The sequence below is a fragment of the Methanoculleus sp. UBA430 genome, assembly GCF_002506585.1.
In the GTDB taxonomy this organism is placed as follows: domain Archaea; phylum Halobacteriota; class Methanomicrobia; order Methanomicrobiales; family Methanoculleaceae; genus Methanoculleus.
Genome location: NZ_DAXW01000001.1, coordinates 173678 through 187320, shown reverse-complemented (window position 1 = coordinate 187320; position 13643 = coordinate 173678). Strand labels below are relative to the sequence as shown.

The 13643-nt window shown below is 64.4% G+C and carries 15 protein-coding genes; 7 read left to right on the top strand and 8 right to left on the bottom strand.

Features of this window, described 5'->3' with window-relative positions; genetic code table 11:
* Positions 1 to 52: 52 nt before the first annotated feature.
* The 4 genes from fdhD to BRA49_RS00935 are packed head-to-tail and all read right to left on the bottom strand — an operon-like array spanning position 53 to position 3153.
* Positions 53 to 832, bottom strand: a complete 780-nt coding sequence (fdhD, locus tag BRA49_RS00950) for a formate dehydrogenase accessory sulfurtransferase FdhD (protein ID WP_292382638.1) — start codon at positions 830 to 832, stop codon at positions 53 to 55.
* Positions 832 to 2016, bottom strand: coding sequence for an aminotransferase class V-fold PLP-dependent enzyme (locus BRA49_RS00945; RefSeq protein ID WP_292382636.1), 1185 nt, complete (start codon positions 2014 to 2016; stop codon positions 832 to 834). The genes fdhD and BRA49_RS00945 overlap by 1 nt, the downstream gene beginning before the upstream one ends.
* Positions 2013 to 2816, bottom strand: a complete 804-nt coding sequence (larE, locus tag BRA49_RS00940) for an ATP-dependent sacrificial sulfur transferase LarE (protein ID WP_292382635.1) — start codon at positions 2814 to 2816, stop codon at positions 2013 to 2015. Before larE ends, BRA49_RS00945 begins: the two co-directional genes overlap by 4 nt.
* 13 nt (positions 2817 to 2829) lie before the next feature.
* Positions 2830 to 3153 carry a transcriptional regulator gene (locus BRA49_RS00935; RefSeq protein WP_292382633.1) on the bottom strand — a complete coding sequence of 108 codons (324 nt, stop codon included), beginning with the start codon at positions 3151 to 3153 and terminating at the stop codon, positions 2830 to 2832.
* A 117-nt stretch (positions 3154 to 3270) separates the two neighbouring features.
* Between BRA49_RS00935 and nifS the strand changes: the two genes are divergently transcribed.
* From nifS to BRA49_RS00905, 6 genes are read left to right on the top strand one after another with little or no spacing between them, the layout of a single operon-like run.
* On the top strand, positions 3271 to 4449 hold the full coding sequence (nifS, locus tag BRA49_RS00930) for a cysteine desulfurase NifS (RefSeq protein WP_292382772.1): 1179 nt from the start codon (positions 3271 to 3273) through the stop codon (positions 4447 to 4449).
* Positions 4450 to 4461: 12 nt separating this feature from the next.
* Positions 4462 to 4851, top strand: a complete 390-nt coding sequence (gene nifU / locus BRA49_RS00925; protein WP_292382632.1) for a Fe-S cluster assembly scaffold protein NifU — start codon at positions 4462 to 4464, stop codon at positions 4849 to 4851.
* A gap of 4 nt (positions 4852 to 4855) precedes the next feature.
* The gene (locus tag BRA49_RS00920) at positions 4856 to 5590 is read left to right on the top strand and encodes a HesA/MoeB/ThiF family protein (RefSeq protein ID WP_292382631.1); all 735 of its coding nucleotides are present in this window, start codon (positions 4856 to 4858) and stop codon (positions 5588 to 5590) included.
* Positions 5587 to 5859, top strand: coding sequence for a ubiquitin-like small modifier protein 1 (locus BRA49_RS00915; RefSeq protein ID WP_292382630.1), 273 nt, complete (start codon positions 5587 to 5589; stop codon positions 5857 to 5859). Before BRA49_RS00920 ends, BRA49_RS00915 begins: the two co-directional genes overlap by 4 nt.
* Positions 5860 to 5873: 14 nt before the next feature.
* Positions 5874 to 6281, top strand: a complete 408-nt coding sequence (locus BRA49_RS00910; RefSeq protein ID WP_292382628.1) for a molybdenum cofactor biosynthesis protein MoaE — start codon at positions 5874 to 5876, stop codon at positions 6279 to 6281.
* A 52-nt stretch (positions 6282 to 6333) separates the two neighbouring features.
* The gene (locus BRA49_RS00905; RefSeq protein ID WP_292382770.1) at positions 6334 to 7122 is read left to right on the top strand and encodes a 4Fe-4S binding protein; all 789 of its coding nucleotides are present in this window, start codon (positions 6334 to 6336) and stop codon (positions 7120 to 7122) included.
* An 18-nt stretch (positions 7123 to 7140) separates the two neighbouring features.
* On the opposite strand, the gene BRA49_RS00900 is transcribed toward BRA49_RS00905, so the two are convergent.
* Both BRA49_RS00900 and BRA49_RS00895 read right to left on the bottom strand, forming a co-directional pair.
* Positions 7141 to 7839: a mechanosensitive ion channel family protein gene (locus tag BRA49_RS00900; protein ID WP_292382626.1), complete on the bottom strand. Its 699-nt coding sequence runs from the start codon at positions 7837 to 7839 to the stop codon at positions 7141 to 7143.
* 116 nt (positions 7840 to 7955) lie between these two features.
* Positions 7956 to 10214 (bottom strand): efflux RND transporter permease subunit, encoded by a 2259-nt coding sequence (locus tag BRA49_RS00895; RefSeq protein WP_292382625.1) that lies wholly within the window; start codon positions 10212 to 10214, stop codon positions 7956 to 7958.
* 312 nt (positions 10215 to 10526) lie between these two features.
* Here BRA49_RS00895 and BRA49_RS00890 point away from each other — a divergent pair, with 312 nt between their 5' ends.
* Complete coding sequence (locus BRA49_RS00890; RefSeq protein WP_349680892.1) at positions 10527 to 10703, top strand: helix-turn-helix domain-containing protein; 177 nt, start codon at positions 10527 to 10529, stop codon at positions 10701 to 10703.
* Positions 10704 to 10769: 66 nt separating this feature from the next.
* Here the strand turns inward: BRA49_RS00890 and BRA49_RS00885 are convergent, their stop codons facing one another.
* Together BRA49_RS00885 and BRA49_RS00880 are read right to left on the bottom strand one after the other, a co-directional pair.
* The gene (locus BRA49_RS00885) at positions 10770 to 13034 is read right to left on the bottom strand and encodes an efflux RND transporter permease subunit (protein WP_292382623.1); all 2265 of its coding nucleotides are present in this window, start codon (positions 13032 to 13034) and stop codon (positions 10770 to 10772) included.
* Positions 13031 to 13453: a hypothetical protein gene (locus tag BRA49_RS00880; RefSeq protein WP_292382622.1), complete on the bottom strand. Its 423-nt coding sequence runs from the start codon at positions 13451 to 13453 to the stop codon at positions 13031 to 13033. The genes BRA49_RS00885 and BRA49_RS00880 overlap by 4 nt, the downstream gene beginning before the upstream one ends.
* Between the last annotated feature and the right edge of the window lie 190 nt (positions 13454 to 13643).

The window sequence follows — 13643 nt, the reverse complement described above, 5'->3', positions numbered from 1 at the left end:
GTCGCTCCGATCCCCGAATACCCCTGGTGTCCGGCGGGCCGATGCCCTCCGGTCATTCGCCGGCGGCCGCCTGCGATGCGCCGCGGACCCGCTCCGGCCCGGTATAGATATTCATCTTTTTGCTCCGCACGAACCCGACGATCGTGAGCCCGCCTGCCTCTGCGGCCTCGACGGCGGTGGTGGTCGTCGCTCCCCGCGAGACGATCACCGGGATGTTTGCGACCAGGCACTTCCTGACCATCTCGGAGGAGATCCGGCCGGAGCTGACTGCAAACGTCCGCGAAAAGTCAACCCCCGATAGAAGGCCGTGGCCGATGACCCGGTCGAGCGCGTTGTGCCGGCCGATATCCTCGGCGATCCGGATCGTCTTCCCCTCTCCGTCAAAGAGCCCGACGAGGTGGATGCCGCCGGTGGTCCGGTGAAGGCCCGAGTCGAGCGTCTCCTTCGTCGCCGCCCGGATCGCTTCGGGCAAGAGGATGAGGTCGGACCGGATAGCGGGGAGGCGTCCGGCATCGAGGAATGAGGTGCTCCCGCCGCACCCGGAGAGGACGGTCTTGTGCGAGACGAGGATCGCGAACGGGTTTTTGGTGAGGACGCTCGCGGTATTCCCCTCGATCCGGATCGACTCGATCTCGTCGAGTTTCCTGACGATCCGCTCCGTGTAGAGGTATCCTACGACGAACTCCCGGAGCATCGCAGGGCTCGTCATGGCGGTGAGGGCGTGGCGCCCGTTGACGGTCACGGAAAGCGGCATCTCCTCGACGACGGGGTGGGTCGCCGGGGCGAACATCTCGCCGTCGACTCTGACGATCGGCAGTTCCCGGTAGAGCATCAGATCGCCCTCCGGGAAAGTTCTTCGACGGTGGCCAGCATTATGTCGATCTCCTCTGTTGTGGTGTAGACATAGGTGCTCGCCCGCACCGTCCCGTTCGGGAGGCCGAGGTGCTCCATGAGCGGCTGGCAGCAGTGGTGCCCCGACCGGACCAGGACGGCGGATGCCTCGTCGAGGACCTGCGCCACCTCGTGCGGGTGCATTCCCTCGACCGTGAACGAGACGACGCCGATCCGCTCGGACCCGGCATCCGCCCCCACGACTGTAACCCTATCAAGCGCCGCGAGCCCGTCGATCAGCCGGGCAGAGAGCCGCTCCTCGTGCCGCCGGACCTCCTCCATCCCGATCCCCCGGAGATACCCCGCGGCCCGTGCAAGCCCGATGGTGCCGGCGATCGGCGGCGTTCCCGCCTCGTAGCGCTCTTCGCCGGGAGCGAGGGTGTAGCCGTCCGCCGTCGCGCTCTCGATCGAACCGCCGCCGACAAAGAGCGGTTCGAGGTCCGGCTCGCGCATCCAGAGCCCGCCCGTCCCGGTCGGGCCGAGCATCTTGTGGCCCGAGAAGCAGAAGTAGTCGCACCCGATGGCGGCGACGTCGACCGGGAGGTGCGGGGCCGACTGGGCGCCGTCGACGAGGAGCCGTGCGCCCCGGTCGCGGCAGATCCCGGCGATCTCGCGGACGGGAAGGACGGTGCCGAGGACGTTTGAGGCATGGGTGACGGCGACGAGCCGGGTCTCGTCGCGGACGGCCGCTTCCAGGTCGGCGAGGTCGAGGCTGCCCCCGGCGTCCGGCCGGACGACCTCCACCGCGACCCCCTGCTCGCGGAGCCGGAGCCAGGGGAGGAGGTTGGAGTGGTGTTCGAGGAGCGTTGTCACCACCCGGTCGCCCTTCTGCCAGGTGAGGCCGTTGACGACCGTCCCGACCGCCTCGGTGGTGTTCCGGGTCATTGCGAGGGTGCCGCCCTCTCCCCCGATGAACGACCTGACGGCGTCGCGGGCGTCCCGGTAGCGGTGGGTGGCGACCGCGGCGAGCCGGTGCACGCCTCTCCCGACGTTCGCCCGGTAGCGAAGGTCGTACTCGACCATCGCCTGGACCACCGGTTTCGGGGTGAGCGATGTGGCGGCGCTATCCAGGTAGATGAGGTCCCGGGTGATCGGGAAGTCCGCCTTGCAGTCCTTGATCGTCATAGGACCTCGTCCATGCTTCCGCTCCGGTACCCGGCGAGGTCCAGGGCGACGTAGGTGAAGCCGATCCGGCGAAGCGCCGCCATCACCTCGTCGCGCATGGAGAAGAGCCGTTCCAGGTTGTCGGGAGGCACCTCGATCCGGGCGACGTCGCCGTGGACCCGGACCCGCGCCTGGGCGAATCCCCGGTCCTGCAGGGCCTCCTCGGCCGCCTCGATCCGGCCGAGCACCTCTTCGGTGACCTCATCCCCGTAGGGGATGCGGGTGGCAAGACAGGCTGCCGAGGGCTTGTTCCAGAACGGGAACCCGCACTCGCGGGCGATCCTGCGGACATCCTTCTTCGCCGCACCCGCCTCGGCAAGGGGATGGCAGATCCCTTCCTCGTCGCTTGCGGCAAGCCCCGGGCGGTAGGTCCCGAGATCGGAGACGTTCGTCCCGTCTGCGACCGTGCCGATCCCTTCCCGCCGGGCCAGTTCCTTCAGCAGGCGGGAGGACGCTTTCTTGCAGGTGTAGCACCTGTCGGGCCGGTTCGCCCGGAATATCTCATCCGCAAGAATCGGGAACGCCACGACCTCCAGGGGGATATCCAGCCTCCCGACGGTCTCTTTTGCCTCTTCGATCTCCCGCCGCGGCACGAGCGGCGAGTCCAGGAGGACGCACCGGACCCGGCCCTTCCCAAGCGCCCGGACGGCCAGAGCGGCGAGGAGCGAACTGTCGACGCCCCCGGAGCAGGCGACCAGTACCTCTCCCTTCTCCTCGAGCGCTTTGATGACCGCTTTTTTGCTGCCGCGTTCCGCTTCCACCGGTGCTCCCTCCTTATGTCTCCCTGGCACACGAACCCTCCAGATCGTTTTCTTCGCGGATCTGCCCACAGATCTCGCATATCCTGGCAGCGAGGTCATCCACCTGGCCGGCACCGAGGTCCTGCGCCAGCCGGTTGATCGACTCTTTCACCCTTCCCTCAAAGACGATCCGGTATCCCCGCTTCCCGGTGCGGTACTGGGAGATCGCTGAGGGCGTCATATCGAGAAGGCGGGCGGCCTCCAGCTGGGAAACGCCCATGGTGTTCAGTTCTTCGGCGATTGCAGCCCGGATCGCGGGCAACACGTTCCATACAATCAACTGGCAGGGGAGTTTCATCGCATACCACAACGTTTAATGGTTCCGGAGCAGATCTAACAGAGATGTTAACAATTGTTAACTTTGTCCCTGGAGAAGAAATACCTTTGTGCAAGGCCGGATTACGGTGTGAGTCTCATGACTGACGGAGGGCGACGGTTGGTCTACCTGGACCATGCGGCGACGACGCCGACGCGGCCGGAGGTCGCCCGCGCGATGCTCCCCTACTTCTCGGAACGGTTCGGGAACCCCTCCTCGCTCTACGCCCTCGCCCGCGAGGCGAAGGAGGCGGTCGAGGAGGCGCGGGGACGAGTGGCGGCGGCAATCGGCGCGGCACCCGAAGAGGTCTTCTTCACCTCCGGGGGGACGGAGGCCGACAACTGGGCGATCAAAGGGGTGGCGGCGGCGAACCGGAAGAAGGGCGACCATATCGTCACCTCGTCGATCGAGCACCACGCGGTCCTCCACCCCTGCCGGGCCCTCGAGAAGCAGGGCTACCGGGTCACCTACCTCCCGGTCGACGAGTTCGGCCGGGTTGAACCGGGAGCCGTCGAGGAGGCGATCACCGATAAGACCATCCTCGTCTCGGTGATGGCGGCAAACAACGAGATCGGGACGGTCCAGCCCGTGGCGGCGATCAGCGAGATAGCACACGACCACGGCGTCCTGTTCCACACCGACGCCGTTCAGGCGATCGGGGCAATCCCGGTCGACGTGGATGCGATGGGGGCCGACCTCCTCGCCATATCCGCCCACAAGTTCGGCGGGCCGAAGGGGACGGGAGCGCTGTATATCCGACGGAAAACCCGGATCGGGACGTTCATGGACGGCGGGGCGCAGGAGCGCGGCCGCCGGGCCGGGACCGAGAACGTCCCCGGGATCGTCGGGATGGGGCGGGCGATCGAGCTTGCGGTCGGTGAGATGCCGCAGAACGCCCCCCGGCTCGCCGCGATGCGCGATCGGCTGATCCGGGGGATCCTCGACGCCGTCCCGGATACCCGGCTGAACGGCCACCCGACTGAGCGGCTTGCAAACAACGTCAACGTCGCGTTCCGCTACGTCGAGGGGGAGTCGATCCTGCTCATGCTCGACGCCCTCGGCATCGCGGCCTCGACCGGGAGCGCCTGCACCTCGGCGTCGCTTGAGCCCTCGCACGTCCTCACGGCCTGCGGCCTTCCGCCCGAACACGCCCACGGCTCGCTCCGGCTCACCCTCGGCCACCGGAACACCGAGGAGGACGTCGACTACGTCCTCGAAGTGCTGCCCGGCATCATCGGGCGGCTGCGGGAGATCTCGCCGCTCACCCCGGAACGTTAACGAGTGATCATAATGTACAGCGAACAGGTTATGGACCATTTTATGAACCCCCGCAACATGGGGGAGATCCCGGATGCGAACGGTGTCGGCGAGGTCGGAAACCCGACCTGCGGCGACATCATGCGGATAACCCTCCGGATCGAAGATGACCGGATCGTGGATGCGAAATTCAAGACCTTCGGGTGCGCCGCCGCCATCGCGTCGAGTTCGATGGCCACAGAACTGATCCGGGGAAAGACCCTCGACGAGGCGCTGGCGGTCACCAACCGGGCGGTCGCCGAGGCGCTGGAGGGGCTGCCTCCCCAGAAACTCCACTGCTCGGTCCTCGCCGAAGAAGGGATCCACAAGGCGATCGACGACTACCGGGCGCGGCAGGGTGCGCCTGAGGCGAGCGGAGGATAACCGTATGCTCACCGAGCAGGAACGGGAACGTTACGCCCGGCAGATCCTCCTCTTCGGCGAGGAAGGGCAGGAGCGGCTGAAGAAGGCGAAGGTCTTCATCGCCGGAGCAGGTGGTCTCGGCTGCCCGATCGCCCTCTATCTTGCCGTCGCCGGTGTCGGGGAGATCCGCCTTGTGGACCGGGATACTGTGGACCGGACCAACCTGAACCGGCAGGTCCTCCACTGGGAGAAGGATCTCGGCATGCCGAAGGTCCGGTCCGCAGAGGCGAAACTCCGGGAGGCAAACCCGGATATCCGCATCAAGGCCGTTGCGACGACTATCGACGAGACGAACGCCCGGGACATGGTCACCGGTGCCGACCTGATCGTGGACGCGATGGACAACTTTCCCACCCGCTACCTCCTGAACCGGGAGGCGCTCCGATCCGGCGTGCCGCTTATCCATGGTGCCATCCGGGGATTCGACGGCCAGGTGGCGACGATCGTCCCCGGCCGGACGGCCTGCCTCGAGTGCATCTTCCCGGAGGCCCCGCCGGCCGAGGTCTTCCCGGTCGTCGGGACGACGCCGGGGATCATCGGCCTCATCCAGGCGAACGAGGCGATCAAGTATATCACCGGTGCCGGGGACCTCCTCGCCGGCCGGCTCCTCATCTGGGACGGGCTTGCGGCGACGCTTGAGACGTTTACCGTAGAACCGCGGCCGGACTGCCCCGTCTGCGGCGGGGAGATGCGGCCATGAAGATCCGGGTGAAGGCGTTCGCCCGGTTCCGGGAGATCCTCGGGAGCGACCTCGCTATCGAGGTCCCCGACGGGGCGACGATGGCAGCGGTTCTCGCCGCGCTCCGGGACCGTGCCGGGGACGAAAGCGATGCAATCTTCGACGAGGCCGGGGCGCTCAGGACGCATGTCGTCCTGATGCGAAACGGGAAGCGGGTGAAGAGAGACGACTCCGATGCCCTCGCGGACGGGGACGAGGTCGCCCTCTTCCCGCCGGTCGCGGGCGGATGAGGGGGTATAAGGCCATGATTGGCATTACCAGGGATGTGATCGACGCGGGCGCGATGATCGAGGCGGCGAAGAGGCCGGGCATGGGCGCTCTGGTCACCTTCTGCGGCGTCGTCAGGGACGACAGCGGGGTGGAGCGGATGGAACTGGAGGTCTACGAAGAGGTCGCGGTCCGTGAACTGGCGGCTATCCGCGACGAGGCGATGCAGAAATACCCGATCGAATCGGTGGATATCGTCCACCGTGTGGGCACTCTTTCGGTCGGTGAGACCATTCTCCTCATCGTCGTCGGCGCCGGGCACCGGAAAGAGGCATTCGCTGCCTGTGAATACATCATCGACCGGCTCAAGCAGACCGTCCCGATCTGGAAGAAGGAGTTCTACCGGGACGGTGAGCGGTGGGTGCCGGGGGAATACGTCGACTGATCCCCTCCGCCCGGGGTGAACCTTTTCTCCTGCCGGGCGCAAGAGATCGATGATGAACGACGACCTGAAGGCAGCCCTCCTCGAGCGGTGCCGGCGGATGGAGATCCCCCTCGTCGGGGTCGCGAGCACCGACCGGTGGGAGCACCCGCCGTTCCTGCCGTGGATGCCGGAAGAGTTCTACCCGCAATCGATCTTTCCCGGGGCCCGGTCGGTGATCGTGATCGGTCTTCCCATCCACCTCCCGGTGCTCGAGACCTCCCCCTCGATCTACTACCACGAGCTCTACAGGACCGTCAACAGCCTGCTCGACCAGTACACCTACCGGCTCGCCTCCTTCCTCAACGACGAGGGCTACCCCTCGGTCTTCGTCCCCCGCGACGGCTACGGGTCCATCGAGGTGCTCAGGAAGAACCCCGTCGCCTTCTTCTCGCACCGGCACGCCGCGTTCCTCGCCGGGCTCGGGACCTTCGGCGTGAACAACACCCTCCTCACCCCCGAGTATGGGCCCCGGGTCCGGTTCGGTTCGGTCTTTTCCGCCGCGGACCTCCCGCCCGACCCCCTGCTCGCGGAGGACCTCTGCACCCGGTGCATGCTCTGCGTCGAGGCCTGCCCCACGGGCGCGCTCGACGAGCGGGACTACCCCGAAGGCCTCACCGATAAAGCGGCCTGTGCCGCAAACAGCGCCGATCTCGCCCGGCGCCACATCTCCCCCTGCGGGATCTGCATCAGGGTCTGTCCGGTGGGGAAGGACCGGCGGCACTACGGCCGGACCGCCCCCGCCGGCGACGACGAACCCCGCCGCCGGGCCCGGGAGCATGTGCGGAAGTACGGCGGACTCTGACCCGCCATAAAAAAAAGGTTATTCTCTTCTCATCCTGCCCATCAGCCGGTCCATCATCTCCGGCGCCCGGTCGCGCAGGCCGAGCCCGATGATGATGGCGATCGCCGCACCGAGTCCGAGTCCGACTCCCCATGCGATCGGGACGACGAAGACATAGATGATCGAGAGGTCGAGCAGGAGTTGCTGGAGCGCGAGGATGGCGACGACGAAGTAGAGAAATGCCCGGAGCAACATCGCGATCAATCCGAAGCCCTGGATCTGCTGCGTCTCTCCCATGTGCGTGAGGAGGTCGATCAGCCAGTCGATCAGGATGAATCCAGCGACCAGGATGATGATGAACGCGAGGATGTTCGGGATGTAGGCCACGATTGCTGCGACAGCCAGTGTGAGCGCCGGAATCTGCAGAACGCTGACTGCTGCAAGGATAGCGATAAGATAGATGAACCAGCGGACGATGAGATCGAAGAGGCGACTTATGTTTGTTCCTGACCGCTCAATCTGCTGGCCGACCGATGTCTTCCGGAGCGCGTCGTCGACACCGAGGCGGTCAAGAACCTCGGAGACGACTCTGCCGAGAATTCGCCCGAGGATCCAGCCGATGATCAGGATAACGATCGCTGCAATGAGGTTTGGTAGAAACAGAATAACGTTACGGGCCAGTTCTTCAACCGGCTCAAATGGCGCCAATACCTGCGCCGTGAGGTCTCCATTTGCCACGGTATATCACCGGGGAAGGATATGGCAGGTACTATATAAAGTTTGATGAGCCCGCCCCCTCCCCGGCGTCCGGGGCTCCGCGGCCGGAACCCCTGCCATTCCGGTAGCGGGAGGATCTACTCCGCGATCCCCGCAGCCGCCGGGATCCGGGAGCGCCCGGTATAACGGTACATCAGGGCGAGGACCGCCGGCATGACGACGATCGCGCCTATGAGCGAGAACCCGACGGTGATGACCGTCACGATCCCGAAGTTGCTGATGATATTGAAGGACGAGAACGTGAGCGCCGAGAACCCGAAGACCGTCGTCAGCCCCGATACCGTGATGGCTGTCCCGATCTTCTGGACGGCGGTCTGGATTGCGTCGAGGAACTCCGTGCCCCGGCTGAGTTCCTCCTCGCACCGCTCCATGATCAGGATGGTATACTCGGACGCGACGCCGATCGTCATAGAGCCGAGGACGGCAGTCAGCGGCGTGTAGTCGAGACCGAGGAGGTACATGATCGCCCCGTTCCAGCCCACGATGAAGACGATCGGAATGACCGGCGAGACGGCGCCGAACTTCCGATAGACCAGGATCAGGAAGCCGAGGATGAAAGCGAACCCGATCACGGTCATATACGACCTCGAATCACTGATATCATCCATGACGGCGGCAAACATCTCCATCTGGCCGGTGATCCTCACGGTCACGCCGGCTGGCGGTTTGTTCCACACTACATCGTCCTGTATCTTTCTGACCTGGTCGCGGGCGACACTCATCTCCATATCGACCGTCGAGAACTCAAGCACCGCCTCCAGGTTTCCATTGAGGTAACGCTTCAGGGTCGCCTCCGGAATCCGGGCAATGACACCATCAACCTCCCGCTCGGTTGCGGGGAGCACTCCGTTGTTGTACTGCCTGACCAGGGTCGCGATGCTGGCGACGCCGGTGATCTTGTCGTTATGCTCCTGCTCGTAGGCCCCGAACTGATCTATCCAGATGAGTGTCTCCGGGGAGAGGACGTCGTCCGCCAGCACGACGACGGGGATGGTGCTCGTCGACCCCATGACCCGGGTGAGTTTCTCAAGAGAGAGCAGGGCAGGCATATCGCCGGGAACGAAGGTCTTCTCGTCTGCGCTGACGGGGACGCTCTGGTCGAGGTAGAACCCTCCTGCCGCCACAATTGCAAAGAGCAGGATGACCGGAACCGGGTACTTTGCGACGGTGTAGGCGAGCCGCCCGAGGAGGCGGTCGTAGCGCTCGATGAGGGAACTCCCGGATTCGGGGGTGGGCTCGGCGGCTGCAGCCTCCATCCTCGGCCGGTAACGGGTGACGATCGCAAAGACCGGGACGACGATCAGCGCCGCGACGTAGCAGGAGACGACCCCGATGGTGCAGACCATTCCGAAGTCGGCCACCATCGGAACCGGCGCAAAGAACATCGCGATGAACCCGAGCGCCGTCGACGACATGGCGATCAGGATCGACGGCCCCATCTGGGTGACGGTGGCCCATACGGCCTCGGGTATCGTGCCGCGTCGGATCTCCTCGTCGAAGCGTGCGTGGAGCTGGATCGCGTAATCGATCCCGATCCCGATCAGCACCGGGAACGCCCCGACCACCACCATGCTGATGGGAATACCAAAGAGGCCCATGAGCCCGAAGGTCATGATGAGCCCGACGGCCACGATCCCGACCGGAAGAAGCCGGTATCTGACGTGGGAGAAGAGGAACACCACCGCGAAGACCATCAGGATCATGGCCACCAGGATCAGCATGCCCGTCTCGGATCCCATCGCCTCGCCCATCTCCAGCGAGAACGCAGGGTTGCCCGAGACCGTGACCGTGAGCCCCGCCGGGGGCTCCGATATGGCGACGATGGACTTGATGTTCCCGACAACCTGCTGCTGCGCCTCCATGGTGACGCCGGGTTCAAGGGCGATGACGCTGATCGTCATCAGGTCCGAGGGGAGCATCCTCTCAACCATCTCCGGGGGAGCCTGGCCGATGATCACGTTGATCTCCGCTTTGGACGACGGCAGGGTGCCGCCGTTTGCCTGCTTCAGGAGATCGACGACGCCGGAGACGCTATCGACGTAGCGTTCGTTCCTGAGATCCTCCTGGAGATGGTCGATATACCTGAGGATCTCGGGACTCCGGACACTGTCCGTCTCGTAGAGGAGCATGATCGCGTCGGAACCGTAGGTCTCGGCGTAGTGGTTCAGGAGCGCGCCGCGCGGGGTGGTCTTGTCGAGGTAGGCGTCGTCGCCGGTCTCCATCGAGACCAGCGAGAGTCCGAAGCACGCCACGAGGAAGACGGCCAGGGCGATGCCGGCGACGGTCCAGGTATGGTTGTTGATGGCGGCGGCAAGCCATTCATAGGGGTTCTTCATGCGGGCTCCTCCGGCATGCTCGTCCCGTACTCGCCGATGATCGCGACGGTTACCGCGTGGGCGACTTCAGCCCGGACCTGGTTGGTCTCCTCAAAAAACGGTTCCTCGTATGACCCCTCTGGACGTACGGGGCATCGACGTTGTTCATCAGAGCACCGGCAAGATCCGGTGTTACAGGGAATTATGTAACTCACGTCTCTCCTCGCTATAAGTGGCTCATCTGTTGGGGTACTGTTTCTGTGGGACCGGAGATGAACTTACTGCAACCCCCGGCAGAAAGAGACATCACAGTCCGGTTCGCGTGCGCTTCCCATACCGATCTCTAATCCCCGCAGGATCAACAACCAGCAGCTCGCGAAGAAAGTGAGCATCAGCAAAGCCACCGCAATCGAGCACCTGCGAAAGGCAGAGGCGCGGCTCATCGCCACGCTCCCTGGCGGGCACCGACGGCAGATCCGGCCTCTCCCGGCAACGCCGGAAGAAAAATAGGGTTCTGGGGTCCGACGGCAGGCAGCCCGGTGTTCCCTATGGGGGTGAAGTGCAGCGCCCGGGGTATCAGTCCGCGACTCCGGCTCCTGCCTGAACCTGAGCCCGGGGGCTCCCCGCGTGGCGGTACATGATCGAGAGCACCGCCGGCAGCGCGATGATCGCGCCCACGAGCGAGAACCCGATGGTGATGACCGTCACGACCCCGAAGTTGCTGATGATGTTGAACGTCGAGACGGTGAGCGCCGCAAACCCGGAGATCGTCGCCACCCCGGATACCGTGATGGCCATCCCGATCTTCTGAACGGCGGTCTGGATGGCTTCGAGGTAACCCACGCCTTTTGCAAGTTCCTCCTCGCACCGCTCCATGATCACGATGGTATACTCCGAGGCCACGCCGATGCTCATCGATCCGAGGACGGCGGTCAGCGGCGTGTAGTCGAGGCCGAGGAAGTACATGATCCCCCCGCACCAGCCTACGACGAAGGCGATCGGGACGAGCGGCGATACGGCCCCGATTCTCCGGTAGACGAGGAGCAGGAACCCGAGGATGAAGGCGAACCCGAGTACGGTCATGAACGTCTTGGAGTCGGCGATATCGTCCATGAGGGCGGTGAACATCTCTCCGCTGCCGGTGATCCTCACCGTCGCGCCCGCGGGGGGATCGTTCCAGGCTATGTCGCTCCGGATCCCCTCGATGAAAGACTTCATGGCGTTCATTTCCATCGCGACCGTCGAGAACTCGAGGGCCGCCTCCATATTCCCGTTGAGATAACTTTCCAGGGTCGATGCCGGGATCCGGGCGACGACGGCGTCAGCCTCCGCACTTGTTTCGGGCAGGACTCCGCCGTTGTAGTCCCGGATCAGGGTTGCGATGCTCGTAACCCCGGTCATCTTGTCGTTCTGTTCGACCTCATACGTCCCGAAACGGTCGATCCAGGCGAGCATCTCCGGGGAGAGGACATCGTCTGCGGTCACGATGACCGGAACGGTGCTCGTCGCTCCCATCGTCCGGGTGATCTTCTCCATGTCCTGGAGGGCGGGCATCGTGTCGGGAACGAAGGTCTTCTCGTCTGCGCTGATGGGGACCTTCTCGTCGAGGTAGTACCCGCCTGCTGCAACGATGGCGAAGACCAGGAGAACGGGAAGCGGGCGTTTTGCAACGGTATAGGCCATCTTCCCGATGAAGTGCTCATACCGGAGAACGAGAGAATGCCCGGTCCCCGGGGCGGGGTTGACCGTCTGCGTCTCGTTCTTCGGCCGGTAGTTCGTGATGAGTCCAACGACCGGGATGATGATGAGCGCCGCAACGTAACAGGAGGCCACCCCGATGGCGCAGACCTTCCCGAAGTCGGCTATCATCGGCACCGGTGTAAAAAACATCGCGATGAACCCGAGCGCCGTCGCCGTCATCGCGATCAGGATCGACGGCCCCATCTGCGTGATGGTGGTCCATACGGCCTCCGGGAGGGGGGAGTGCCGTGCCTCCTCATCGAACCGGGCCTGAAACTGGATCGCGTAGTCGATCCCGACCCCGATCAGCACCGGGAACGCCGCAATCACTACCATGCTGACCGGGATGCCGAAGATGCCCATGAACCCGAAGGTCAGGATGAGCCCGACGGCCACGACCCCGATGGGGAGGAGGCGGTAGCGGACGTGGGAGAAGAGGAGCATCACCGCGATGGTCATGAAGATCATGGCCACAAGGATCAGCGTGCCCATCTCTGCCCCCATCGCCTCGCCCATCTCCTTTGAGAACGCCGGGGTCCCCGAGACCGTGACCGAGACGCCCGGCGGGGGCTCTGATATACTGATGATGGTCTCGATGTTTTCGAGGACCTGTCCCTGGACCTGCGTAGAGACGCCCGGTTCGAGGGCAATGACGCTGATCGTCATCATGTCCGAGGGCAGCACCCGCTCGACCATCTCCGGCGGGGCCATCTCGATGATCGTGTTGATCTCCGCCATGGACGGCGGCAGGGTGCCGCCGTTCGCCTGTTTCAAAAGATCGACGACGCCGGAGACTTCGTCGACGTAACGCTCGTTCCTGAGGTCTTCCTGGAGACGGTCGATGTACCTGAGTGCATCGGGGTTCCTGACGCTGTCGGCCTCGTAGATGAGCATGATCGCGTCGGAGCCGTAGGTATCTTTGTAGTGGGCGAGGAGAGCGCCGCGGGGAGTGTCTTTGTCGATGTAGGTGTCGTCGCCGGTCTCCATCGTCACCATCGTGAGCCCGAAGAGCGCCAGGACGAAGACGGCCACGGCAACCCCGGCGACGGTCCAGGTGTGGTTGTTGATGGCGTTTGCAAGCCACTCGTAGGGGTTCTTCATGCAGGCCCCTCCGTCATGCCTGTCCCGTACTCACCGATGATAGCGAGCGTCACGGCGCGGGCGATCCCGATCTCGTCTCCGGGGGCGGTTCCGATCCCGTACTCCTCGGCGGTACGCCGGAGTTTCACGGGGTCGAGGATCCTGTAGCCGCGGCCCGCATCACCGGACTTCACCGCCGCTGCCGTCAGGACGGACGAGAGCAGGGATGCTGTGGCCTCTTCTTCCATGGCAAGACGGTGGAGCAGAGCCACGAGCCGCCGGTAATCTGCGGGCGGGAGAAACCCGGCCTCGGTCCAGACCTGGTCGGTCTCCTCAAAAACTGGTTCCTTGCAGGAACGGTTCCCGCTGGCCGGCCTCCGGCACACCGGGTCATCGGGGCCGCGACGGGACCCTGTGGTATACGTTGTTGTGCAGTTCACGTCTCTCCTCGCTATAAACGATTTATTTTATCGGAGTAGTTGTTTCGAAGGGTCAATCATGAATTTAGTGCAACTCAGGAGAGGGCTTGTCCCGCGCTACGATTCCGGGGTCGGATCCCCCGCGGAATCTTGTGGGACCAATCATCTGGCGGGGTTCGCCCGGGATCAGCGTTGAGATAGGAAGGACGTT